Raw genomic sequence first — 24976 nt, 5'->3', positions numbered from 1 at the left:
ACCTCCGGCCGGCTCCGCTGCTCTGAGGAGGTCGGTTGACCGTGGTTCCCCGCACGGAAGACTCCCCCCTGCGCGTGCACCACCTGTGGTCCCTGCGTGAGGACACGGTGGTCGGGTGGGACGAGGAAGGTCGGACGCTGCTGCTCAGCGGTCCGCAGGGTACCGAGCGGGTCGAGGATCCCGCACCCGCGGTGGCCGAGGCACTGCGCCGGATGGAGCTCGGTCCGGTGCTGCTCGCGAACCTGCTCCAGCCGAACGGCGGAGCGGCCCCCGGGCACGACACCTACACGGTGGTCCTGTCGGTGCTTCGCGGGATCTCCCACGTGGTGATCAGGACGCTGGCCCTGGAAGACCTCAAGGGGGCGGTGCTGTCGGTGGTGCCGGTGGGCCGAACCGCCTGCTTCTCACTCGTCCGGTTGTCGGCGCAGCGCAGGGTGCGGCTGCGGCCCACCGTGACGATCACCGTGCGGGGGGACGTGTTCCTGGTGCAGTGCCGCACCTTGGAACATCAGGTGGAGATACACCGCCCCGAGGCGATGTGGGTGGTGTCGCTGCTGGCCTGGCCCATGACACCGGACGCGATGGTCGAAATGCTGCCCATGCCCGCCGAGTTGACCCTGGCGATCCTCGGCTATCTGGCGGGGGCCGGGATGACGGTGGCCGCGGGCTGACCGCGGCGCCGTCCAGGGCGGGGGCGGGAGCCGACGGGGCCGGGTCACAGAAGCCAGCCCGACTCTCGGGCGATGCGGATCGCGTCGACCCGGTTACGCGCGTTGAGTTTTGTCACGGTCGTGGTCAGGTAGTTGCGTACGGTGCCCACCGAAAGACGGAGGTGCTCGGCGATCTCCTGGGGTTCCGTGCCCTGCGCGGCCAGTTGCAGCACCTCGGTCTCGCGGGTGGTCAACGGGCTCTCCTTGCCGCCCCAGGCGGCCAGGGCCAGTTGGGGGTCGATCACCCGCTGGCCGGCGACGACCCGGCGCACGGCCTGGGCGAGGTCGCTGGGCGGGGCGTCCTTGAGGAGGAAACCGGAGACGTGCGCGGACATCGCCCGGCGTAGCGTGCCGGGGCGGCCGAGGCTGGTGAGGATCAGGGTCCGACACTCGGGCAGGCGCTCGTGCAGGAGTTCGGCCGCGCTGAGCCCGTCCAGGCCGGGCAGGTCGATGTCGATGATGGCCACGTCCGGCCGGTGTTCCCGCGCCGTGCTCAGGATCTGGTCGCCGCGCTCGAGTTCGGCGATCACCTTCAGGTCGTCTTCCAGATTGAGCAGAGCCACCAGTGCGCCGCGGACCATGTGCATGTCCTCGGCGAGAAGAATTCGTATCATCGCCACTTTCCCCCGTTCCACCGCAAATGCGATCGTTTCTGGACCTTACCCAAGCGCATCCGCCGTCGGTGTTTCGTCAACCCGCAAAGATCAGGCCAATGTTGCTCACCCGACGTTTTCCGTCTGGCCGTACGGCTGCTCGCCGTTCGCGGTCTCGCTCGCGCGCGGAGCCCGGACCCCGGCTTCCCGGACCGGCGCCTCGGCGGTGAGCCGGAAGACGTCCACGTCGCAACCGTCGGGGAAGCGCCGCACGATCAGCCGGCCCTCGATGTCCCGCAGCCGCCGCTCGAGGTTGCCCAGGCCGCTGCCGCTGCCGCTGTGCTGCGAAGGGACATGATTGCCCAGCACCAGGCCGTCGTTGACGATGGTGAGGCGGACGAGATCGTCCTCGATCCGTGCGGAGATCCGGCAGTACGAGGCCTTGGAGTGCCGCAGCAGGTTGGTGACGCCCTCGCGCAGCACCGTGGCCAGCACGGTGGACGTCGCCACGCCCAGGCGTTCGATGGCGTCGTGGGTGTCGACGGTGACCGAGACCGCGGCGGCGGCCAGCACCGATTCGGCGGAGGCGAGTTCGGAGCTGAGGGACATCTCCCGGTATCCGCGGGCGACGCGGCGTACATCGGCCAGTGCCTGGCGGGAGATGACGAGTACCTCGTCGACCTCCTCGCGGGCCCGGACCGGGTTGGCCGGGATGAGGCGGTGGATCAGCTCGTTCTTGAGGGTGATCGCGGAGAGGCTGTACCCGAGCAGGTCGTGCAGATCCCTGGAGAACCGTAACTGTTCGTTGCTCACGGCCAGTCGGGCCAGGTCGGCGCGGGCCCGGTGCAACTGGTCGACCAGGCTGGTCAGACGGCTCAGGCCGTAGACCACGAGACCGGTGAGCGCGGTGGTCTGGCACATGTACACCAGGTCGACGGCACTCCGGTGGTTCAGTAAGCCGGGGATGAGCAGGCTGAGCGCCGTCAGTCCGTACAGCGTCCAGCCCGTCCGGGCCGGCAGGAGGAGCAGCACGGAGCCGGCGAAGAAGCCCGCCATGGCGCCCCAGGGAATCCCGAGCCAGACCAACGGCAGGTAGGAGAAGACGCCTTGGACGCCCAGGGTGAGCATCTTGGTGCGCATCCGCGCCTCGGAGATTCTGGGCGCCGAATGTACGAGTTGCAGCAGGAACACCGGCACCAGGCAGATCAGGGCGAGGACCAGATGGAACGGATTGGGCCGTTCGGAAAGGATGTTGAGGAAGGTGATGCCCAGGTAGCAGACCAGTGCGGCCACAAGAATGCCCCGGGCGGTTCTTGTGGCCACGCTGCTGTGGTCCTGCGACTGGTCGGAAAGCGATGGAGACCTGTCCAGATCGGTACCGTCCACCTCTAGTCCGAGCCCCCTCGTGTCTCGAATCCGGTTCGGATGCACCCGGCGTCATTCTAGACAGAGCAAGGTCGGGGACTGGCGTGAAGTATGCCTTGGGTGATCGGGCGACTGTCCGAAAGCAACCGCGTCACACGAAGAGCGGGATCGGGTTCAGCTGCTCGTACGGTGTGGGGCGGGAGAGGCGTCCGAGCGCGACCGGTACATCGAAGAGCCTGCCCGGCGCGTACCGGGCCCAGAAGTGCCGGAGTCCCGGCACCATCACCTTGACCACCGGCATTCCGACGTCCGGCCGGGTCTGGTCGAGGACGAGGAGTTCCAGCCCCTTGGCGCTGACGAGCTCGGTCACGGCCTTGACGTCGTCGAGCAGATCGGTGCGTGCGACGTAGGTCCAGTGGCCGGGAGTCCGCGGTCGGGTCACAGGATCGGGGGCCAGATATGACTGGTTGGCGAGGGTCGCCTGCCGCCACCAGCGAACGGGGAGCGGATCCGTGATGCCGTAGCCGCCGTCGGGGCGGCCCGCGCCCACGGCCGGCAGCAGTTGCCCCATCTCGGTGAGCGCGCGGCGCAGCGCGAGTGCGGGGTCGAAGTGCGAGCCGAAGCCGAAGACGATGTCCTCGGTGGGCCCCTCCGTACGCCGGGACAATGCCACGATCGCGGGGATGCCGAGGTCCGAGGTGAGGTCCAGCGCCCACAGTTCCCGGCCCAGCTTCCGGTATCCGGCGCGCAGTCGCTCGATGTACGGCTCGTCGAAGGAGTCCAGGTCGATCGCCGGCTGCCGGGTGCGGTTGTACCACCACAGGGCGACGGCGTCCCGCTCCACCAGTTCCAGGAAGCCCTGCAGCAGGGCGTCCTCCGAACTGCTGCCCGCCGCGTTGCCGTTGGAGTCGGCGTACGGCCCTCGCGGGGAGGCGGTGCCGGACGGGAAGTAGAGCATCGACGTGGGCAGGAGCCGATGGCGCTGCTCGGTCAGGGACCACACGGGTGTCCACTCCACCGGCCGGTTCTCGTCGAAGGGCTCGGGTACGTGGTGGAAGGCCGAGCCGGAGCGGTTCCAGCGGTCCCGCTCGCGGAACTGCCGGTCCGCGTAAAGCTGGCAGGAGTTGGGGTGGACGGCCTGGTCGCCGAGGGCACGGAGGGTGTCCACCACGACCGGTTCGTCGCCGTGCCGTGTGCCGCTGTAGCGTTCCACCGACTCGCACAGCGCGCTGGTGCGGGCCTCGGTGTCGGTGAGGCCCTTGCCGCCGCTGAGCGAGCGAAGCCCGGCCAGGCCGCGGTCCCGCATCGCGAGGTTGCGCCCCGACACGTAGGTGGTGGCGAACTCCGGTGCTCCGGGGGAGGGTTCGAGTACCGGAACGATTCCGGTGATCGGGCTCACCAGGTGACCGTAGCGTTTCAGCAACTGATCGGCGGTGAGTGCCCGGTGGCCGCCGCCGCTGTGCCCGGCTTTGGGCCGCGACACCGGGACGAACGGCGCGAGCACGCGCCGGCTCGTCAGTCCGGGGTCGCCGCAGGAGGGGCACTGGGGGATACGCGACACGGCGTGGACGCGGGTCCGCAGGTTGAGCGTGTCGACCGTGCGGACGGACCCCTGGTCGGCGTAGCGCAGACCGGCCAGCCACTTGGCGGCCTCCAGTACCGCGCTCTGCGCGGCCATGACACGTCCCGCCGGCAGTGAGGCGACCGGCCGGCCGAGCGGGCGGTCGAGGCCCAGGGCCTGCTGGAGGGATCCCTCGTACCTGCGGTGCTGCTCCAGCCGGGCGGCCAGGCACGACCAGCAGGGACCCTCGTCCGGCTGGAAGAACGGGCCGATCCAGGGTTCGTAGCCGCACAGCCGGGTGAGCAGCCACGGTCTGCCCGCGGCCCGGTGCTCGGCGTCGATCCGCCCCAGCTCCGGGGAGAGGTAGTCGTCGCACAGGACCAGCGTGAGGTCCGCGTCCCCGTCGGTCACGTTGATGGCGGAGTCGATACCCGCCGCGAGTACCGGTTCGGCGTCGACGCCGACGAGCGGCAGGACCCGGAGCCGGGAGCCGGCCAGCCCCGCCGCCGCCCGGGCGCCGTCCAGGCCGGCCAGGTCCCAGTACGCCTCGGCGGCCGGGTCGGTGCCCGCCGCCGGACCGGCCGCCGTCGGGGCGGGACCGCCGAAGCGGAGCAGCCCGGCCTCGCTGAGCAGGCGCAGCCCGCCCTGCGTCTCCTCGGGGGTCAGCGCGGGCGCGGCGGCGTGCAGGATCTCGGCGAGCGACCGGGTGCCGTCGAGCAGCGGGACGAGCACATCGGTGAGGGCGCCGTGCAGGGTGGTTACGCCCCGGCGAGAGACCAGGTAGGTCGCCTCGCCGGGGACGATCGCGGGACGCAGGTGGTGTCTGAACCCCACGAGGGTTGAGCCGTCCTGTAGGACGGCCGGTCCGGGCCTCCTGGTGTGTGGCGACCCGGAAGTCATATCCAGGACCCCCCGACCGCGTCACCCTCGACGGCCGCGCGAGCCGCGGTCTGCGCGCCGGAGGCATCGGCGGGGGCGGTCTGGGCGCAGAAGGTGAACTGGGTGGTGTCCGTGGAGGTTGCCTGGGCACAGTAGGTGAACGGGGTGGTGTCCGCGGGAACCGGTTCGGCGCAGAAGGTGAACGGGGTGGTGCCGGTGGGTGCGGCTTTCGTGCCGTAGGTGAAGAGCATGGTGGAGCCGGCGGAGTGGTCGAGGGTCTCGACCACGAGGAGCGGGCGTGCCGGGGCTGTCTCGGTGATGCGCGCCGAGTGGGGGCTGATGGGCGTGGCGCTGGCGTGGCTCATCGGGAAGGTCCTCACTGACGTGGTCGGCTGTGCTCCAACGGCCGGAATTCTTCGTGGGTGAGGGCTTCACGGACAGTGTCCGGTTCATCGGTGACGGGTGAAGTTCTCATTCAAGTGGAGGCTGCAGCTCCGTCAGTCGCTGTTTGAGCGGTTCCCACCAGTTCCGGTTGTCGCGGTACCACCGTACGGTTTCGGACAGTCCCTCCTGGAAGGTCCTGCGGGGTGAGTAGCCGAGCTCCTCGCGGATCTTGGTGCAGTCGACGGAGTAGCGGCGGTCGTGTCCCTTGCGGTCCTCGACGTGCTCGACGCTGTCCTCCCAGCCGGCGCCGCACGCCTCGAGCAGCATCCCGGTGAGTTCCTTGTTGGAGAGCTCGGTGCCGCCCCCGATGTTGTAGATCTCGCCCGCGCGACCCCTGGTGCGGACCAGTTCGATGCCCTGGACGTGGTCGTCGATGTGCAGCCAGTCGCGGACGTTGCCGCCGTCGCCGTACAGCGGGACCTTCCCGCCGTCGAGGAGGTTGGTCACGAAGAGAGGGATGACCTTCTCGGGGAAGTGGTGGTGGCCGTAGTTGTTGGAACAACGGGTGACCCGGACGTCCAGGCCGTGGGTGCGGTGGTACGACAGCGCGATCAGGTCGCTCGCGGCCTTCGACGAGGAGTACGGTGAGTTGGGCCGCAGAGGGTGGCTCTCGGGCCAGGAGCCCTCGTCGATCGAGCCGTACACCTCGTCGGTGGAGATGTGCACGAAGACCTTGATGCCGGCCCGGTGAGCCGCGTCGACGAGCGTGTGCGTGCCGACCACGTTCGTGCGCACGAACTCGGCACCTCCGTCGATCGAGCGGTCGACGTGCGACTCGGCGGCGAAGTGCACGACCTGGTCGTGCTCGGCCATCAGCTTTCCGACCAGTTCGGGGGAGCAGATGTCGCCCTGCACGAGGGAGAAGTGCGGATGCGCCCGGACCTCGTCGAGGTTGGCGGGATTGCCCGCGTACGTCAGCTTGTCCAGGACGGTGATCGCGACGTCGCCGGGGCCTTCGGGGCCGAGCAGCGTGCGGACGTAGTGGGAGCCGATGAATCCGGCGCCGCCGGTCACCAGGATGCGGGTCTTGGTCGTCATGACGGCGGGTGCCTCCCAGGGCGGGCGGATGGATGCGGTGCGCGCGGGGCGCCGGGCGCCTGCGGTGGTGCGGGCCCCGGGGCCTGTCCGGGTCCCGCTCGCTCCATGGTGCTGCCGTCCGGTCGGGTGCGGGCTGAGCAGCGCTGGAGGCGGGCGGGGCCCGGCCGACGTCGGCCGCGGCTCGACCGGTGCTCCAGCCCGGCCGCCCAGCCTCGGCGCGATGTCCTGCGCCGGCCGTGTCGGATCGGCGTTTGGTCACCGACCGTGCGACGGAGACCGTTCCGGTGGCGCCTTTCGCGGGCATCCGGTCGGACCGGACCGGCGGAGGGGCCGTGGTGGCTTTCGGGCCTGCACCGCCGACCGGGGGCGCCCACCGGGAGGCCGCTCGCGGGGCGCCCGCGAGGTGCGGGCCATGCCCGGGTCGGCCGAGACCATCGAGCGGTCACCCGAGTTCGCCGGCCGTCCGGCCCCGGCACGCACCGCGCCCCGCGCTCGCTCTGAGCGCGGGGCGCGGGGTGTACGGGATGTCAGGCCGTGGCGCGGACCCGGCGCAGGGTCCGGGCGTACAGCGGCGGACCCAGCACACGCCACACCAGGCGGACGGGTGCGGGCAGGCCGCCGAGCAGGATCGCGCGCTCCCGCTCGTCGGCGTCTTCCATGACCATGCCGAAGAACTTCAGCAGCTTCGACTTGGGTGTGTGCGCCACGAAGTGATCGCCGAGCGAGGCCCATTCCTTCGCGGTGACGAACCGCTCGGCGAAGGACAGCAGCTGAGCCTCCTCGTAGTCGAGGTGCTCGACGAGCACCGCACGGTGCTCCTCGAACGCGGCCACGAGCCGGTCGCGGGTCTTCGCGTCCGCCGTGGGCGCCCACAGGACGACCAGCTCGTCGACCGCGGCGAGAGTCTCGACGACCCGCTCGTGCTGGGCCTCCATACGCAGAACGACCTCACGCTCGGGCCCGACCCGGCTGAGCATCGGCGGCCACAGCAGTTCGTCCTCGCCCTGGTGGTGATGGATCAGCCCGGTGCGTACGTCGGCGAAGTGCTCGGCGAGGACGGCGGAGCGCTTGACGTCCCCCGGGGCGACCGCGGCGATCATCTCACCGAGCAGCCGCATCTCCCGCCGGAAGGCGCGGTGGATGATCGCCATGTCGTGGGCGTCGAATCCGCCGAACCCGGAGTCGCTCCGGGCCGGCGGCTGGCCGGACGTGGACGTGGTCATGAGCGCGTTCCTTTCATGGGCCAACCGGTTTCGCGAACCGGCATCGTTCCCAGCTTGACAAGGAGGTGCTCGAGTCCCGCTTGAGTCGCCGGAAAGAAGCGTGCTCCAGGCCGGCTCGACCGCGAGTGGCGATACTCCGGTCCGTCGTTCTCCTCCGAAACCCAGCCGAGGCAGGCCAGCATGTCGAAGAACCACTACGCCCTCATCCAGGACTTCGTGGACATGATCAACAACCATGACGTCAGCACCATGCCGGAGCACACGGCGCCCGGACACATCGACCACAATCCGGTGGTCGCCGACGGCATCGAGGCCAACCAGGCCTTCTGGACCGGGGTGTTCGCCGCCTTCCCCGACATGAAGGTGGTGGCGCACGACATCGTCGCGGACAAGGACAAGGTGGCCGGCCGATTCGAGTACACCGCGACCCACCAGGGCCCGTTCCTCGGCATACCGGCGACCGGGCGCACGGTGACCTTCCAGTCCATCGACATCTGGAGGGTGGAGGACGGGCTGCTCGCCGAGCACTGGGACCAGCTCGACATGGGCGACATCTTCCGGCAGCTGGGGGCTGACCCGGCGACGGTCGCGCTCTAGGGCGGGCGACGTCCGCCCGTCAAGGAGCGGCGTCCGGTGCGTGCTCCCGGGTCCCCCGGCCGAAGGCCGGGGGAGTGCCGTCAGCCGCCCGTCATGCGGTCCACCAGGTCACGCCACCCCTGTTCCAGCCGCCGCAGGGGCACCCCGCACTGCCGGGTCAGATGGTGGACCAGGGCCGGGTTGAGGTAGCCCAGCAGCGTGTGGGCGAGGAGATCGTGGTCAGCGGCCGGCAGGGCCTGGCGCAGCAGCAGCTCGACGTGACCGTGGTGGACGCGGCAGACGGGCGCGGAGTACCGGCGTTCCGGGCCGGGCTCGGCCGCCAGTTGCAGGTCCATTTCGTCGACGCAGCGCCCCAGCATGGTGACACCGAACGCGCGCAGCCGCTCCACGGGCGGCGCACCGGGTCCGAGCGGCGGGGGGCCGGTCAGGAACGCGGCCTGCGTCTTCTGCTCCGAGTCGTCGAGGAGCGCCGTCAGCAGACCGGTGCGGTCGCCGAAGCGGCGGAAGACCGTCCCCTTGCCGACCTGCGCCGCAGCCGCCACCGCCTCCATCGTCACCCCGGCCACGCCGTGCTCGGCGATCAGCCGGGCGGCGGCGTCCAGCAGCCGGGCCCTGTTGCGGGCCGCGTCGGCGCGCAGGAACGGCTCGTCGCCGACGCGCTCGAAGCGGAGCGGCGCCCGGGGTGCGGCGGTGCTTTCCCCGGGTTCCGGACAGGGCGGCACTAAGCTAGACATGAACTCACCTTAGAACGAGGGAAATACGGCTGGACCGCGATCCGGCCGCAGCGGGCAGGTCGGGCAGCCCGTGGTCGGCGGGCGCTTCGGCGCCTTCGAGCCGTCCCCGGTGTTCCGTGAGCCGCGCTCCCCACGCGCAGTGCCGTCGTACGAGGGCGGAACCGTCTTGCGGAGCTCGCCGCGCCGGATCCGGTCCCCGCGCACATCGCCGCCGGATCCCCCCGCACATCGCCGCCGGGACCGGCGCCCGGTCCCGGCCTGCCCCCGACGGCTGTCCGTGCCCGGGGGCACAGCTCACGGGAGCATTCGAGGTCGACTCAAGGGGGGCACCACTCGCAGCGGCGAGACTGTCGATCGATCAACCACTGCCCTTCCTCCCGAGAAGACAGATGGCAAGCGGACGTATCCGTCATGTGCTCATCCCCGGTGGGGGTGGACGCTCCCCGTCAGCGCTGATCTCATCCGACGCAGAATGAGGCACGGTCAACGATGAACACTGCCCAGGCCGGCAAGATCCTGCACCTCGACCGCCGGATGCATGCTGCCCAGCAGCCCGACTGGCCGGACACGGACGCCCTGCGTGCGGTGACCTCCGAACTGGCCGGATACCCTCCGCTCGTCTTCGCCGGTGAATGCGATCGGCTGCGCCATCAACTGGCGGCGGTGACCCGCGGCGAGGCCTTTCTGCTCCAAGGCGGCGACTGCGCGGAGACGTTCGGCAGTGTCTCCGCCGACCAGGTGCGCAACAAGGTCAAGACCCTGTTGCAGATGGCCGTCGTCCTGACGTACGCCACCTCGGTGCCAGTGATCAAGGTCGGCCGGATGGCCGGCCAGTACGCCAAGCCGCGTTCCAGCCCGGTCGAGGTGCGTGACGGCGTCGAACTGCCCGTCTACCGCGGGGACGCGGTCAACGGGCTCGCCTTCACCTGTGAGGCGCGCACCCCGGATCCCGAGCGGCTGAAACGGATGTACCACGCTTCCGCGGCGACCCTGAACCTGATCCGGGCCATCACCACGGGCGGCTACGCCGATCTGCGCCGGGCACACGAGTGGAACCGGGACTTCGTGGCCAGCTCTCCGGTCGGTGAGCGCTACGAGCGCATCGCCCAGGAGATCGACAACGCCCTCGCTTTCCTGGCGGCCTGCGGAGCGGACCCGGCGGAGTTCCGGTCCGCCGACTTCTACACCAGCCACGAGGCGCTGCTGCTCGACTACGAGGTCGCGCTCACCCGCGTCGACTCGCGCACGGGCCTGCTGTACGACACCTCGGGCCACATGGTCTGGATCGGCGAGCGCACTCGCCAACTGGGCGGCGCGCACATCGAGTTCGCTTCACAGGTGCACAATCCCATCGCGGTCAAGCTGGGGCCCTCCACCACGCCGCGGGACGCCGTCGCACTGGCCGAGCGGCTGAACCCGAACAGCGAGCCGGGCCGGCTGTCCTTCATCGTCCGCATGGGGTTCGACCGGGTCCGCGACGTGCTCCCCGGGCTCGTCGAGTCCGTGAAGGCCGCCGACGCCCAGGTCGCCTGGATCTGCGACCCGATGCACGGCAACACCTTCAACGCCTCCCCCACCCGCAAGACCCGCCGCTTCGACGACATCCTGGACGAGGTCAAGGGCTTCTTCGAGGTGCACAGGTCGCTCGCGACCCATCCCGGCGGCATCCACATCGAGCTGACGGGGGACGACGTCACCGAATGCCTGGGCGGCGGCGACGAGGTCCTCGTGGAGCAACTGCACCAGCGCTACGAGACGGCCTGCGACCCGCGTCTGAACCGCCGTCAGTCGCTCGACCTGGCCTTCCGGACAGCCGAGCTGTACCGGGACCGGAACACCCCGGTCCTGCCGCGCCCGTCGTCCGTCCCGGTCGCGGCCTGAACGGATCCGGCCGCCTGCGACAGACCGAAGCCCGCGGCGTGATCGTCCGCGCCGCGCCTCCATGCCAGACAGCAGGGTACCGACCTGGGAGTCCACATGACCACGACCTTGTCCGCGCGGGAACAGGACCTTTCGCAAAGGACCGAGCACGAGGGCGGCCCGGGAGACGACCCGCGGGAAGACACGCCGGTACGGGCACGGTGGCTGCTGGACATCCTGGCCACCAAGTGGACGCCCGTCGTCCTCCATCTGCTCAACGAGCAATCGCCCATGCGGTCCGGTGAGTTGCGCCGGTCGGTGCCGGGGGTCAGCCAGAAGGTGCTGACGGCGACCCTGCGGAATCTGGAACGTGACGGTCTGGTGATGCGCGTGGACTACCGCGAGACGCCGCTGAGGGTGGAGTACCGCATCACCGGACTCGGCGCGAGCCTGATCCCCATCATCTTCTCGTTGGAGGCCTGGGCCGAGGAGAACATCGCGGAGGTGCTCGCACGCCGCACGCTGCACAGAGGCGTCGGACAGGTCCGCCTTCCGGGCCGGACCTCGGCCTCCACGCCGGCCTGGACCGCTTGAACCGGCCGGCCTCCCGCGGCCGGGCCGACAGAAGGCTCGTTCCCCATGCCCGGAGAAGAGGTGTTCACAGCCCGATGGACGAAGTCATCGAGTTTGCGACGGCACAGGTCTATGCCATCCCCATGCGCACCCCGTTCCGGGGAATCGACGTCCGCGAGGGCGTGCTTCTGCGGGGCCCGCTCGGGTGGGGCGAATTCTGTCCCTTCCCCGAGTACGGCGACCGCGAGGCCGCGGCCTGGCTCGGCACGGCCGTCGAACAGGTCACCCTCGGCTGGCCGGAGCCGGTCCGCGACCGTGTTCCGGTCAACGCCATCGTGCCGGCGGTCGGCCCGGAGCGTGCCTTCGAGATCGTCGCCCGCTCCGGGTGCCGGACAGCCAAGGTCAAGACGGCCGACCACCCGGATTCACTCTCCGAGGACCTCGCCAGGGTGGAAGCCGTCCGTGCCGCCCTGGGCCCCGGCGGCAGCATCCGCATCGACGCCAACGGCCGCTGGGACGTCGACACGGCCGTCGCCCGCATCAAACGGATCGACCGTGCCGCGGGCGGCCTGGAGTACGTCGAGCAACCCTGCCCGACCATCGAGGAGCTGGCCGCGGTACGCCGCAGGACTGACGTGCGCATCGCGGCCGACGAGTCCATCCGGCGTGCCGACGATCCGCTGAAGGTGGCCGTCGCCGGCGCCGCCGACATCGCGGTGATCAAATGCACCCCGCTCGGCGGCGTGCGCCGTGCCCTCCAGGTGGCCGAGGCCTGCGGGCTGCCCTGCGTCGTATCGTCCGCGCTCGAGACGAGCGTCGGCCTCGCCGCCCAACTCGCCCTCGCCGGTGCCCTGCCGGAACTCGACTTCGCCTGCGGGCTGAGCACGCTGAGCCTGTTGAACGGCGACAGTGTGTCTGCACCCGATGCGTTCCGGCCCATCAACGGCCACCTTCCCGTTCCTCGCACACCACCCGTGCCCGACCCGCTGCGGCTCGACGCGTTCCGGCCCGCCGATCCCGGGCGGATCGCGTGGTGGCACGACCGCCTGGCCCGGGTGAGCGAACTGCGAGGGCTGCCTCTTGCCCGGCCCTCGTGACCTACAGGACGACGGAGCTCTGAGAACGAGCTCAGCCCAGTGCCCGGTCCACCAGATTCCCCGCGGCTCCCGTGTAGTCCGTCGGATCACACAGCGCGTCGAGCTCCGCACGCGTGAACACCTCGGCCGACTCCGGCGCCTTCCCCAGTTCCTGCGCCAGCGAGGTGCCGTGCCGCGCGGCATTCGCGGACGCCGTCGCCAGCATCCTCCTGGCGACGTCCTTGCCGAACCGGGGCGCCAACAGCGCCGTCAGCCGCTCGGAGACCACCTGGCTGCCGGTGATGTCGAGATTGCTGCGCATCCGGTCGGCACACACGACGAGCCCTTCGGCCAGTTCGACCGCCGTGTGCGCGGCGCCCCCGGTCAGCCGCAGCGCCTCCCGGAGAAGCTGCCACTCCGCGTGCCACACCCCGCCGGACCGCTCGTCCTCGGAGACCAGGCACTGGGTGAGACCGGTCGCGACCACCGGAACCTGGAGCGCCGCACTGCGGATCAGCGTCGCCAGCACCGGGTTGCGCTTGTGGGGCATGGCGGACGACACGCCTCGCCCGGCAGCGGACGGCTCCGCCACTTCGGCGATCTCCGTACGCCCCAGAGTCTGCACGTCCACCGCCAGTTTGCCGAGCGCGCCCGCGGTGAACGCGAGTGCCGCCGCGAGATCGGCGATCGGAGTGCGCAACGCGTGCCAGGGCAGCCGGGGGCGGGCGAGGCCGGTTTCCGCGGCGAATCCGTCAAGGAGCCGATCCGCGTACTCCCCGGAGGACACGGCATCAGCGTCGGCCCCGTCCACCTTCGCGTACTCCACATAGCCGGCGAGGGTTCCCGCCGCCCCGCCCAGAGAGACCCACAACCCGTCCTCCAGCAGCCGGCCGAGACGAACGTCCGCCTGGAGGAGCAGCTCCCGCCAGCCCGCCGCCTTCAGACCGAACGTGGTCGGCACCGCCTGCAGCGCGAGTGTCCGTCCGGCCATGGGGGTGTCGCGATGCCGCCGGGCCAGTACCGCGAGGGCCTCGGCCGTGCGCCGCAGATCGCCCCGGACGATGCGCAGGGCCCGTGCCGCGACCAGCATCGCGCCCGTGTCGAAGATGTCCTGGCTGGTCGAGCCGCGGTGCACGTACTCGGCCGCAGCGGGGTCGACCGCGGCGACCAGTCGAGTCAGCTCGCGTATGAGCCCCACCACGGGGTTCGCCGTCTCCCGGGACTCGACCGCGACGGCTCGTACGTCGAACCGCTCCGCGCGCGCCACCGCGCCGATCTCCGCCGCGGCCGAGATCGGCACCGTGCCGAGTGCCGCCTGGGTCCGGACGAGCGCGACCTCTGCGTCCAGCATGGCCTGGAGCCACGCGCGATCGCTCACCGCGCGCTCCACCTCCGTACCGGCGCGCACGGGCGAGAGCAGGCCCGTATCGCCCTCTGCGTCGAACGATGTGATCATGAACGTATCTCCATGTGGCTGTCCTCGGTTCGGTCTGCGGCCGGAGGCGCGGCGAGTACGGCACGGGCGATGGCGTCGGCGTCGGCGAGGCTCACGGAGTCGACGCCGGGCCGCACCGCGGCCGCCGTGACCCAGTGCACGGACTCCGTGGGCACTCCGTACGCGAACAGCCGCCGGTTGACGCGGCCCTGGGCGTCGACGACCCGGCAGGGGCGACGGGTCACGGCAAGACCACCGGTTTCGTAGGAGACGGCGCAGCCTCCCTCGATCCGGAACGGCGTGATGTACCCGTCCTCCAGGAGCTGTCGCATGAGCGGGTCGGTGGAGCGCCGCACATCGGGCTCGGGCAGCCGGGCCTCGATCAGAACGCGCGCCTGTATGGGTGGTCCGGTGATCTCGGTCGAATCGCACACGAACGCCTGCGCCGCGGAGCCGACCCGGATGCCGGCACCCGGGCCGGTCAGGCGCAGCACACCGGCCTCGATCAGCGCGATCATCTGCTTGATCCGGAAGGCCGGCGGCCCTATCGACAGGAAGGCGTTGAGCGGCGTGTACCACCCGTCGAGCTCGTCGCGGTGGGAGTTGCCGTCGAGCCCGCCGTGGTCCACGGCGAGCCGGACCTCGTTGCGCAGGTCGCGCAGTACATCGAGCGCGGCCTTGAGCGGGTTGCTCACATTGCCGCCCAGGGCGTGCCGTACGTCCTCTTCCAAATATTCCGTCAGCCAGGCATGGAAATCGTCTCGATCGGCGAACTTCCGTCCGAGACAGGGGCGCGAGATCCTCTCCCAGTCCCAGCGGCTCTCTCCGGGAAAGCCGTAGGCGTCCAGGATTTCGACCCTGTGCTCCTCCTGCGCGGCGGCCAGATAAAGTTCGGTGAACGCCTTCCGGTCCGCGCTCCGGCCCCACCTCTCAAGGAGGGTGCTGTAGTAGACGCTTTCCACTTCACGGGAGACGAGGGGCCAGATGTCGATCCCGAAGTACACCCGGTCACCGTCCTCGGCCCGCTTGCGCAGATCCGCGAGGAACGTCTGGGTGAGCAGGCGGGGAAAGTACCGCCCGTGCGGTCCCTTCTCGTTCTCGCCCCGCGCCTGGTAGGGAACGCCTCGGCGCGAGGTGGCGAACAGCCGGGGTTCACGACCGGACGGCTCGTACACCAGTTTCTCGCCGTGCGGTACGAACCGGCCCCCGCGCCCGCTCGTGAGCAGGGCCATGTGATCGAAGAAGCACAGCCCCAGGCCGCGCAGCAGAACGTTCTCACCGGGTTCGACGAAGCCGAGGTCCAGATCGGCCGGGTTGGCCGGTGGGACATGGGTGAGACCGTGCTCCTCCGCCCGCGCGGCCAGAAGCCGCTCCGGGTCGTTCGGCTCGGCGCCGACATGCCCCTGCGAGAGAACCACCGCGTCGAGCCCCTCGATCAGCCGGCCGTTCTCCAGCAGTACGCTCTGCGCCAGAGTTCCGTCCTGACCTCCGTTCAGCGCGACGGCGCGGGTGTGGTGCATGGTGATGTCGACCTGGGGCGGGGCTCCCAGACATATCCGGGCGAACATCTCGCGCAGATAGCTGCCGAAGAAGGCGCGGGTCGGGTATGAGTCGGGACCCAGGTCGCGAGCTTCGGCCAGGGTCTGTTCGCCCCCGGCGGGAGCCGCCGCCCCGGCGGACTCCCGCAGCTCCTCGGCCCACTCGTACAGGCTGGGGCCGGGTTCCACCGGCCCTTCGAGGGAGACGCTGTCGTCCGTGAACACGGTGATCTGACAGGCGACGGTGTTCATGAGCAGGAGCCGGGACTGATCGGTGCGCCAGACGGCGCCCGCGCCGGCCGGATAGGGATCGACCAGGTATACCCGCACGTTCGAATCCGGCGGCAGGAGACGCGCGTTGGCACAGAGCCGCTCCAGTACCGACAGTCCGCGCGGTCCGACTCCGACGATGCAGAGCGACAGATGCTTCATGGGCACGGTTTCACCACTCCTGCTGGTGGACTGAGAAAAGAAGGGCCGCGAAGACACCGCAGCGAGGCCGGTGAGCAGTCCACCCGCCTGGTGGCCCTCCCCGGCGAATTCGAAAGTGTGCGGGAGCCGGCCCGGCACGGTTCAGTGAAGTTTCTCCGTACCCTTCCTCATGCTCTGCAGATTCATGACGGCTGACAAGTAGGCACTTCTGAGTACCTGAGGCGCGGCGACAAGTAGGCACCTGAAAGTACCTACTTGTCGACTTCTTCGCGCTCGCCGATCATATTCACCGAAACCACCCTCTGCGCACGGGACAGCAAAGGGTCCGTGCCGTGCATCGAGATTCGCGAAGCCTGCAATTCCGAAGCCTGCAATTCGGGGAGCAATACCAATGAAGATCCTGTTCATTTACCACAGCTTCACCGGCAACGTTCACCAGCTCGCCCGGGCGGGCGCGGACCACGCCGAGGCGCTCGGACACGACGTCGCAGTCCACCGGCTGTGCGAGATCGATGAACCGGACCGCACGGCAGAGATCCACAAGGAGGCCCTCGCCGACCTGGCCGACGCCGACATCGTTCTGTGGGGCACCCCGGGGCGCTACGGGAGCATGTCGGCCCCGATGAAGTACTTCATCGACCAGACGCTGGACCTGCACATGGCGGGGCGGTTGGCGAACAAGTTCATGACGACGTTCGTCTCCACCGCCACGAACCACGGCGGGCAGGAAAGCACCGTCCTGTCGTTGAACAACGTCTTCTACCACTGGGGCGCGGTCATCGTGCCGGCGGGAGTGACCAAGCCGGAGCAGCTGACACCGCTCAACCAGAACCCCTACGGGATCTCATCGGTCTCCGGACGTCAGCCCGACAACGTACCCGAGGAGAACCGCGTAGCCATGCGCTATCTCATCGACCGTATCGTTTCTATTGTCGGAGGTATCCGCTGATGCTCCCGCTCAAGGAGTTCTTCAAACCCGAGTCCAGTCCGCTCTATCTGTTCGAGAACTTCCGCGCGGCGGCGGACGCACACCCCGCGTCGATGATCCACCTCGATGCGCCGCAGCCGGCGTTCCCCGAGCTGGGACTGCACGTGACCTACGCCGATGCGGCCGCGGCCGTCGCCCTGTGCGGCGAGCAGGTCATCGCGCGGGGCGTGCGGCCGGGTGACCACGTCGTCATCTACAAGTCCGCCGTGTTCGACAGCTACCTCCTGGCGGTGGCCGTCTCCTACGCGGGCGCCGTACCCGTCATGATCTCCCCCCACCTGGACGCCCGCACGGTCACCGTGATGGCGGCCCGGCTGAAGCGGCCGTGGCTGATCCACGACGCCGAGACCATCGAGAAGGCCGCGGACGTCTCTTCGGTCGAGGACTCCCGGAAACTCGACGCCCCCGTGATCAGGGACACCGTGGTGGACCACCCCGCGGGCCCCGGACGGAAGCCGGGCTTGCTCGACATCGCCTACATGACGCACACCTCGGGGACCACGGGCATCCCCAAGCTCATCGCGCACTCTCCCACCTCGATGGGCTGGCGAGTCACCTGGCAGCGCCGCGTCGTGTCCTTCATCGACTCGAAGGGCCTGGTCGCCTTCCACATCTCCCCGGTGCACAGCCGGTTCAACATCGGCATCTCGTCGCTCATGTCCTACGGGTACTCGTTCCTGAACATCGGTGACCCCCAGGAAGCCAACGTCGAGGCCGTCCTGCGCAAGTACCGCCCCATCGCCCTGGAGTCGCACCCGAACCACCTCGTGCGGTGGACGTCCATCCTGGACCGCGACCCCGCGGTCTTCTCCAGTGTGAAGTACCTGCATTCGACCTTCGACGCCGTCAACAAGGGCACGATGCTCAAGTACCTCAACGCGTCGTCCCACCGGATGCCGGTCTACCTCCAGGTCTACGGGCAGAGCGAATGCGGTCCCATGGTGCTGCGCCCGCACACGCGGACGACGCTGCGCTTCAGCGACGCCCGGTGGATGGGCATCGGCATGCCGAAGCTCACCCGCGTCCGGGTCGTCGACGAGGCGGGCAAGCCGTTGCCGCGCGGCCAGCAGGGCGCCATCGAGATGTTCTCCCGCGGTCGCGCGGTCACCTACTACGGCGAGGAAGAGCGCTTCGAGCAGAACCTGCGCGACGGGTGGTGGAACAGCGGGGACCAGGGCGAGATGGGATACGCCGGCCAAGTCGCCCTGCACGACCGGCAGGTGGACCTGATCGATGACGTCAGGAGCACACTGGCCATCGAGGACGCGCTCCTGGACAAGTTGTCGTTCCTGAACGAGGTCGTCCTGGTCCGCACGCCGGCCGGTGACCCGCAGCCCGTGGTCTCGGTCGCCACGGGGCAGGAGATGGACTGGGACGCATGGTGGACCGGTGTGGCCGACCTGCCGACGCTCGAGACGCCGGTGGTCCTGCCGTTCGACAAGTTCCCCCGCACCGCGACCATGAAGATCCAGCGCAACCGGCTGGAGGAACTGCTGCGGACCGAGACCACCCATGCGGCCTGAATCCACCGTGCAGGCGTCGGGGCCGTCCGTGATCGCGGCGGTCGTCGTCGACGAACTGGTCCGGGGCGGGATCGAGACGTTCGTCTACTGCCCCGGATCCAGGAACGGCCCCATCGGATTCGAGCTGTCCAGGCGGGAAGCCGCGGGAGACCTCAAGCTCCACGTCCGTCTGGACGAGCGGTCGGCCGCCTACCTCGCCCTCGGCATGACGAAGGCGAACGGCGTCCCGACCGCGGTCGTGACCACGTCGGGTACGGCGGTGGCGAATTTGCTGCCCGCCGTGACGGAGGCCAACTACTCGCGGATCCCGCTCGTTCTGGTGACGGCCGACCGCCTGCTCGCGGAACTCGGCACCGGGGCCTCACAGACCGTCGAGCAGACCGCGCTGCTCACCTCGCAGGTACGCCACGTCCAGCACCTTCAGGTCGGGGCGGAACCGGGCCCGGCCATGAACGGCACGCTGCGGTCGCGGATCTGCCACACCCTGGCGATCGGAGCCGGACGGTTGCGCGGGCGCCCCGGCCCGGTGCAGATCGACGTGTCCCTGCCGTCCGGACTCCCGCCGACGAGCATGTCCGTGCCGTTTCCGGACGGCCGTCCCGAAGGACGGCCGTGGATCCGGACCGCCGCGCGGGAGCGCGCAGCGGCGGCGCCGTACGACATCGACCTGACCCGCCGCACGATCCTCGTCGCCGGTGACGGCGCGGACCTCGCCACCGTGCCCGAGACCGTCCCCTGCGTCGTGGAACCGACCGTCGCCGCCGACGGCCGCAGGACCCTGCATCCCTGGGTGCTGGACCGCGTACGGCCGGAACAGGTCGTGGTGTGCGGTCGTCCGACGCTCCATCGACAGGTCGGGGCGCTCCTGGCCCGTCGCGACGTCACCACGGTCCTCGTCAGCGACGGGGACGACGACTGGATCTACGCGGCGCCGCACATCGACGCCGTGACCGCGCACCCGGTGTTCGGCGGCGCGGTGAGTCCGGCCTGGGCCGAGGAACTCGACCATGTGGACCGGGTCGTGCGCCATGTGTGGTCGGACGTCCTGCGTGACGACGGTCATCGGCGCACCGGGCCGGGCGTCGCGAACGCGGTGCTCGGCGCGCTCGAACCCTCCGACCTGTTCTGGCTCGGGGCCTCGAACCCGGTCAGGGACGTGTCGCTGACCGGTTCCCTGCCGGACGGGGTCCGGGCGCTGTCCAACCGCGGTGTGGCCGGCATCGACGGCAACATCAGCGCCGCGGTGGGTGCCGCGGTGGCCTCCCCCGACCGGACGGTCGTCGCGCTCGTAGGCGATCTCACCTTCGCCCACGACGCGTCCGCTCTGCAGACCGGCGCTCTCGAACAGGTGCCGGACAACCTGGTCATCGTGGTCTCGAACGACGCCGGCGGCGGAATTTTCGAACTGCTGGAACAAGGAGATCCCGTATACAAGTCGGCGCCCTTCGGCAACACCTTCGAGCGCATCTACGGAACCCCGCAGAACGTCGATTTCGCGGCCCTGTGCGGGGCTTACGGGATCTCCCACCTGACGGTGGAGACCGACGAACTCGGCACCGCGCTTCGGGCGGCCCGCCGCGCGAAGCGGCCGGTCGTCCTCGAAGTGCCCGTCACACGCACGACGCTGCGAAGTGTTCACGCGTCCGCACGGCAGCGGGTCGGCGCGGTGCTGAACGCCACCACCTCTCCGGCCGCGAGCCCCGTCACGGCGGCGGACACGGCCCATGTGTCCGCCCTGACCAGTTGAGAAGCGGAAGTGCGAAGATGTCTGTCACCACCACGGCCGTCACCACCACGGCCGCTCCCGTCACCAACCCGTTCGACCCCTCCTGCTGGCGGCAGGTCGACGGCTTCGAGGATCTGCGGGACACGACCTACCACCGCGGTGTCGAGCGCGACCGAGACGGCGCCGTCGTACGCGACCTCCCCTGGGTGCGGATCGCCCTCGACCGACCGCACGTGCGCAATGCGTTCCGTCCCGCGACGGTCGACGAGCTGTACCGCACTCTGGACCATGCCCGCATGTCCTCCGACGTCGGTGCGGTCGTCCTGACCGGCAACGGCCCCTCCCCCCGGGACGGCGGCTGGGCGTTCTGTTCAGGAGGCGACCAGCGGGTTCGGGGGCGCGACGGCTACCGCTACTCCGACGGCGAGACCGCCGAGGACATCGACCCGGCCCGCGCGGGTCGGCTGCACATCCTCGAGGTGCAGCGGCTGATCCGCACCATGCCCAAGGTCGTGATCGCCGCCGTGTCGGGCTGGGCGGCCGGCGGCGGGCACTCGCTGCACGTCGTCTGCGATCTCACCATCGCCTCCCGCGAGTTCGGCAGGTTCAAGCAGACGGACGCCACCGTGGGTTCCTTCGACGCCGGCTACGGTTCCGCGCTTCTGGCTCGCCAGGTCGGTCAGAAGTTCGCCCGTGAGATCTTCTTCCTCGCCCGCGAGATCGACGCCGATCGCATGCGCGAGATGGGGGCGGTCAACGAGGTCGTCCCGCACGCGGACCTGGAGCGCACGGCGATCGAGTACTGCCGTGACATCACGGCCCAGTCCCCGCAGGCGATCCGGATGCTGAAGTTCGCCTTCAACCTTCCGGACGACGGGATGGTCGGCCAGCAGGTCTTCGCCGGCGAGGCGACCCGCCTGGCCTACATGACGGACGAGGCCTTCGAAGGGCGCAACGCCTTCCTGGAGAAGCGCGCGCCCGACTGGTCCGACCACCCCTACTTCTTCTGACGGAGGCGCTGTGTCGGCTGTCCCCCTGCGCGCTGTCGTACTGCCGGACGAACCCGCCCGGGCCGTCGACATCCTCACGCGCGCCATCGAGCAGATGTACGACGGCGGTCCCGCGATCGCCCCGGTCGCCGACGCAGCCGCAGCACGGGACCTGCCCGGGACCGTTCCGGACGGCACCGGAGTGGTGCTGTCGACGTCAGGGTCGACCCGCGCTCCGAAGCGGACGGCCCTGCCGCGGAGCGCGCTCCTGGCCTCCTGCGCCGCATCGACCCGCCGGCTCGGCGGAGCCGGTGACTGGCTGCTGTGCCTCCCGGTCGGGTTCGTGGCCGGATTCCAGGTCGTCTCCCGCGCGGTGGTCGGCGGGACCCGGGTGACGACGCTCGACGGCGGGCGATTCGACGCCGCGGCCTTCGCGGCCGCCGCCGGCCGCATGGGATCCGGCAGACGCTGCACCGCACTGGTCCCCACCCAGGTCAGGCGACTGCTCGCGGACGCCGACGGCAGGGCTGCGCTGTCGGGCTTCGACCAGGTCCTGGTGGGCGGGGCCCCGCTGGACCACCCCACCGCGTCACAGCTCCGGCAGGTCACGGACTTCGTGGCCACGTACGGGATGACGGAGACCGGCGGCGGATGCGTCTACGGGGGAGTGCCCCTCGACGGGGTGCTCGTGCGGATCGTGGACGAGATCGTGCATGTCGGCGGCGACACCGTGGCGAGCACCTACCTCGGCGCTCCCGAGGAGGAGCAGAGCAGGTTCTACACCGAAGGCGGCCGGCGCTGGTACCGGACGTCCGACCGCGGCCGGTGGGACGACGGTCACCGCCTGGTTCCTCTCGGCCGGATCGACGACCTCATCAACACCGGCGGGCTCAAGATCTCCGCGGGACAGGTCGAAGACGCCCTGCTCGACGTCGGCTGGGTCGACAGTGCCGTGGTCATGGGTCTTCCCGATCGCGAGTGGGGCGAACTCGTCTGCGCCCATGTCGTCCCCCGGGCGGGGACGACACCGGCGGACAAGGAGGTCCTCAGGGACCGGGTCCGCGGGCAGTTGGGTCCGGCCGCGGTCCCCAAAAGGATCGTCTTCCACGACGCCGTCCCCCTGCTGCCGAATTCGAAGATCGACCGATCCGCGATACGGGAGCGGCTGAGCGCCGTCACCTACGCCCCAGCGCACGTCAGGGAAGGTTGACATGCCAGAAGACGTGTTCTCACCGGTGTCCTTCGGTGACATCTCCGCAGGCAACCGGCTCGTCATGTGCCCCATGACGCGTCGCCGGGCGGACGCCGACGGAACGCCCAACGACTTGATGCGCGAGTACTACCGGCAGCGTGCCTCGGCCGGTCTCATCGTGACGGAGAGCGTCCACCCCTCGCTCGTCGGCAAGGCCTACTCCGGCAGCCCTCACCTGATCACCGGAAGGGATCTGGCGGCATGGGCCCTGGTGGTCGAGGCCGTCCACGGCGAAGGAGGGCGCATCGTCCTGCAGTTGATGCACGCCGGCAGCGCGGCCAGGACCGAGGTCAACGGCGGCAGGACACCACTGGCGCCCTCGGCGGTCGCTCCCCGCGGCACGGGCGCCCCCGACGGTGGCCGTCCCGTTCCCCGGGCACTGACCGGCGGCGAGATCGACGCCACCGTCGAGGAGTTCGCACGCGCCGCCCACATGGCCATGGAGGCCGGCTTCGACGGCGTGGAGATCCACGGCGGCAACAGCTATCTCCTGCACCAGTTCCTCGGCTCGGGGACGAATCTCCGTACCGACGCCCATGGCGGATCGGCCGAGAACCGGAGTCTGTTTCCCGTCCGGGTCGTCGAGGCCGTCGCGGGCGAGGTCGGTCACGGCCGGGTGGGGCTCAGACTGTCGCCCGGATTCTCCGCGGACCGCACCGTGCGGGGTGACGCGTCGGACGTGTACAGCGCCTTGCTGTCGCATCCCTCGGTACGGCGTCTCGCCTACCTCCACACGTCATCGAGCAGCGACCCGGACGTGCTCGCCTGGATCCGCGCCCACTGGACGGGCGGGTGGATCCACAACCTGGGCGCGGATCCGGAGCTGTCGTCCCCGGAGCTCCTGAGCCGGATCGAATCCCGGCTCGGCGCGGGGCCGAACGCCGTGTCCCTGGGCCGCCTCTTCATCTCCAACCCTGATCTGCCCGAGCGCCTGCTCCACGGAGCACCCATAGCCGTTCCGAACCCCAAGAATTTCTACCAAGGCGAGAGTGAGGGATACACCGATTATGAAAGGTGGACCGATAAGGACCGGCAGCCGATCCGCGCCTGATCAACATCTCTGGGAAGGGCGTCCTCCAGGTCGCCCGACCGCCGCTTCGCCCCGCTTCCTTCTGCACGGCCCGAGCGGTTCCGTCGGTCTCGCCGGCGCGCTGACCCGCTTCACGGACCTGTCCGAGGCGGAGGACGCGGTGCGGAGGAGCACCCACGGGAACCTCGTCGCGGGCGCGGTGCCGTTCGACCACACCCCGGGGACCTCGTCGTTCTTCATGGGGCAGCGCGGTACAGGCCGACCGGCCCTCTCCGCGAGCGGCGCCACGAGCGATGGCCATTTCCTCCCGGACGTCGGATTCAACGACGCCGAGACGGCCAACTACATACGCCTGGTCGAACGCGTGCTGCCCATGCTCCGCTCGCCGCGGAGCGCCCTGGAGAAGATCGTCGTAGCACGGGCCGAACGGTACTTCCCCACGGAATCCGTCGACCCGATGCGCCTGTACGGGCGCATCGTGGACATGTACCCGGGGGTGCACAGCTATCTCGTCGAGCACCTGGAGACACCCGGTGTCTACACCCTGGGGGCGAGCCCGGAACTCTTCATGAAGAAGAGAGGCGACGTCGTCACGATGACGCCGCTGGCCGGGACGATCCCGCGGAACCCGTTGCTCCCCGCCGCAGAGGACAGGGAGCGGGCCCACGCCGAACTGTTCACCGACAAATACCTGACCGAGCACCGTCACCTGGTCGAGTTCATGCTCAAGGGCCTGACGCCCTTCTGCACCGTGCTGGACTGCCCCGAAGAACCCGAACTGCTGGGTGTGCCCGGCGTATGGCACCTGGGAACCCCCATCCGCGGCAGGCTGGTCGATTCCGGGGTCCGCGTGGCCGATCTCGTGTCGGCGCTGCACCCGTCACCGGCGGTCTGTGGTGTCCCCCAGGCCGAATCGCTCCACCTGATCACGACGAACGAGTCGACGCGCGGGTATTACGGCGGCCTCGTCGGCTGGGCCGACAGCAACGGTGACTGCGAGTTCTACATGGCGTTACGAGGTCTCGACTTCGATTCGCGTGAGCACGGCAGCCTGATTCTGCGGGCCGGAGGCGGTGTGGTGGCCGGCAGCCGCCTGGACGTCGAATTCGCGGAGACCACGGCAAAGCTCGCGACGATGCGTCGAGCCCTCGGCGTGGAGCCGTTTCCGAGCACCCGTTCACGGGCGTACGGCACCGTGGTCTCTCGTGAACCGGTCCGTGTCGGCTGAAGCCCTTCGGCGCGCCGGGCAGTGCGCGGCCGGGTGACCAGGTCGTCGACCGGCGGTGCGGGCGGGCCCGTCGGCCTCGTCGTACCAGTCTACGTCGACATGACGGACGAGACGCAGATCGGCGGCCGCCGCCACCGCTACGTCTCCCACGTGCTGGAGCTGACCGGGATCGGCGAGAACGG

General features: G+C 69.9%; 21 protein-coding genes. 12 read left to right on the top strand and 9 right to left on the bottom strand.

The window, feature by feature from the left end:
- The first annotated feature begins 35 nt into the window (after positions 1–35).
- Positions 36–671 (top strand): NADH oxidase, encoded by a 636-nt coding sequence (locus ACWC24_RS33125; RefSeq protein WP_450666602.1) that lies wholly within the window; start codon positions 36–38, stop codon positions 669–671.
- 44 nt (positions 672–715) lie between these two features.
- Here ACWC24_RS33125 and ACWC24_RS33120 read toward each other — a convergent pair whose 3' ends face one another.
- The 6 genes from ACWC24_RS33120 to ACWC24_RS33095 form a co-directional block, all read right to left on the bottom strand.
- Entirely contained in the window at positions 716–1324 is a 609-nt protein-coding gene (locus ACWC24_RS33120; protein ID WP_450666601.1) for a response regulator, read from the bottom strand.
- Positions 1325–1429: 105 nt separating this feature from the next.
- Positions 1430–2626, bottom strand: coding sequence for a sensor histidine kinase (locus ACWC24_RS33115; protein WP_450666600.1), 1197 nt, complete (start codon positions 2624–2626; stop codon positions 1430–1432).
- A gap of 193 nt (positions 2627–2819) precedes the next feature.
- Positions 2820–5129: a TOMM precursor leader peptide-binding protein gene (locus ACWC24_RS33110; RefSeq protein ID WP_450666599.1), complete on the bottom strand. Its 2310-nt coding sequence runs from the start codon at positions 5127–5129 to the stop codon at positions 2820–2822.
- Positions 5126–5473, bottom strand: coding sequence for a hypothetical protein (locus ACWC24_RS33105; protein ID WP_450666598.1), 348 nt, complete (start codon positions 5471–5473; stop codon positions 5126–5128). The genes ACWC24_RS33110 and ACWC24_RS33105 overlap by 4 nt, the downstream gene beginning before the upstream one ends.
- Positions 5474–5579: 106 nt before the next feature.
- Positions 5580–6590 (bottom strand): dTDP-glucose 4,6-dehydratase, encoded by a 1011-nt coding sequence (gene rfbB, locus ACWC24_RS33100; protein ID WP_450666597.1) that lies wholly within the window; start codon positions 6588–6590, stop codon positions 5580–5582.
- A 527-nt stretch (positions 6591–7117) separates the two neighbouring features.
- Complete coding sequence (locus ACWC24_RS33095) at positions 7118–7813, bottom strand: hemerythrin domain-containing protein (protein ID WP_450666596.1); 696 nt, start codon at positions 7811–7813, stop codon at positions 7118–7120.
- Positions 7814–7993: 180 nt separating this feature from the next.
- Between ACWC24_RS33095 and ACWC24_RS33090 the strand changes: the two genes are divergently transcribed.
- Positions 7994–8410: an ester cyclase gene (locus ACWC24_RS33090; RefSeq protein ID WP_450666595.1), complete on the top strand. Its 417-nt coding sequence runs from the start codon at positions 7994–7996 to the stop codon at positions 8408–8410.
- Positions 8411–8490: 80 nt separating this feature from the next.
- Here the strand turns inward: ACWC24_RS33090 and ACWC24_RS33085 are convergent, their stop codons facing one another.
- Complete coding sequence (locus tag ACWC24_RS33085) at positions 8491–9144, bottom strand: TetR/AcrR family transcriptional regulator (protein ID WP_450666594.1); 654 nt, start codon at positions 9142–9144, stop codon at positions 8491–8493.
- Positions 9145–9633: 489 nt separating this feature from the next.
- Between ACWC24_RS33085 and ACWC24_RS33080 the strand changes: the two genes are divergently transcribed.
- The 3 genes from ACWC24_RS33080 (at position 9634) to ACWC24_RS33070 (ending at position 12674) form a co-directional block, all read left to right on the top strand.
- Positions 9634–11025 carry a class II 3-deoxy-7-phosphoheptulonate synthase gene (locus ACWC24_RS33080; protein ID WP_450666593.1) on the top strand — a complete coding sequence of 464 codons (1392 nt, stop codon included), beginning with the start codon at positions 9634–9636 and terminating at the stop codon, positions 11023–11025.
- 96 nt (positions 11026–11121) lie between these two features.
- The gene (locus ACWC24_RS33075) at positions 11122–11598 is read left to right on the top strand and encodes a winged helix-turn-helix transcriptional regulator (protein ID WP_450666592.1); all 477 of its coding nucleotides are present in this window, start codon (positions 11122–11124) and stop codon (positions 11596–11598) included.
- Positions 11599–11672: 74 nt separating this feature from the next.
- A complete protein-coding gene (locus ACWC24_RS33070) occupies positions 11673–12674 on the top strand; it encodes an o-succinylbenzoate synthase (protein WP_450666591.1) in 1002 nt (333 codons plus the stop codon).
- A gap of 31 nt (positions 12675–12705) precedes the next feature.
- Here ACWC24_RS33070 and ACWC24_RS33065 read toward each other — a convergent pair whose 3' ends face one another.
- Both ACWC24_RS33065 and ACWC24_RS33060 read right to left on the bottom strand, forming a co-directional pair.
- Positions 12706–14109: a class-II fumarase/aspartase family protein gene (locus ACWC24_RS33065; protein WP_450666590.1), complete on the bottom strand. Its 1404-nt coding sequence runs from the start codon at positions 14107–14109 to the stop codon at positions 12706–12708.
- Positions 14106–16058, bottom strand: a complete 1953-nt coding sequence (locus tag ACWC24_RS33060; protein WP_450666664.1) for an FAD/NAD(P)-binding protein — start codon at positions 16056–16058, stop codon at positions 14106–14108. The genes ACWC24_RS33065 and ACWC24_RS33060 overlap by 4 nt, the downstream gene beginning before the upstream one ends.
- Before the next feature lie 391 nt (positions 16059–16449).
- Here ACWC24_RS33060 and ACWC24_RS33055 point away from each other — a divergent pair, with 391 nt between their 5' ends.
- The 7 genes from ACWC24_RS33055 (at position 16450) to ACWC24_RS33025 (ending at position 24794) form a co-directional block, all read left to right on the top strand.
- The gene (locus tag ACWC24_RS33055) at positions 16450–17007 is read left to right on the top strand and encodes an NAD(P)H-dependent oxidoreductase (RefSeq protein ID WP_450666589.1); all 558 of its coding nucleotides are present in this window, start codon (positions 16450–16452) and stop codon (positions 17005–17007) included.
- On the top strand, positions 17007–18569 hold the full coding sequence (locus tag ACWC24_RS33050) for an AMP-binding protein (RefSeq protein ID WP_450666588.1): 1563 nt from the start codon (positions 17007–17009) through the stop codon (positions 18567–18569). Before ACWC24_RS33055 ends, ACWC24_RS33050 begins: the two co-directional genes overlap by 1 nt.
- The gene (gene menD / locus ACWC24_RS33045) at positions 18559–20316 is read left to right on the top strand and encodes a 2-succinyl-5-enolpyruvyl-6-hydroxy-3-cyclohexene-1-carboxylic-acid synthase (RefSeq protein ID WP_450666587.1); all 1758 of its coding nucleotides are present in this window, start codon (positions 18559–18561) and stop codon (positions 20314–20316) included. The genes ACWC24_RS33050 and menD overlap by 11 nt, the downstream gene beginning before the upstream one ends.
- Before the next feature lie 17 nt (positions 20317–20333).
- Positions 20334–21305, top strand: coding sequence for a 1,4-dihydroxy-2-naphthoyl-CoA synthase (locus ACWC24_RS33040; RefSeq protein WP_450666586.1), 972 nt, complete (start codon positions 20334–20336; stop codon positions 21303–21305).
- Between the two features lie 10 nt (positions 21306–21315).
- Entirely contained in the window at positions 21316–22494 is a 1179-nt protein-coding gene (locus ACWC24_RS33035; protein WP_450666585.1) for an AMP-binding protein, read from the top strand.
- A gap of 1 nt (position 22495) precedes the next feature.
- Positions 22496–23587, top strand: a complete 1092-nt coding sequence (locus ACWC24_RS33030) for an oxidoreductase (RefSeq protein ID WP_450666584.1) — start codon at positions 22496–22498, stop codon at positions 23585–23587.
- A 139-nt stretch (positions 23588–23726) separates the two neighbouring features.
- Positions 23727–24794, top strand: coding sequence for a chorismate-binding protein (locus ACWC24_RS33025; RefSeq protein ID WP_450666583.1), 1068 nt, complete (start codon positions 23727–23729; stop codon positions 24792–24794).
- The last annotated feature ends 182 nt before the right edge of the window (positions 24795–24976 follow it).

It is taken from the genome of Streptomyces sp. NPDC001443, assembly GCF_053597355.1.
This window is presented reverse-complemented; position numbering and strand designations above follow the sequence as displayed.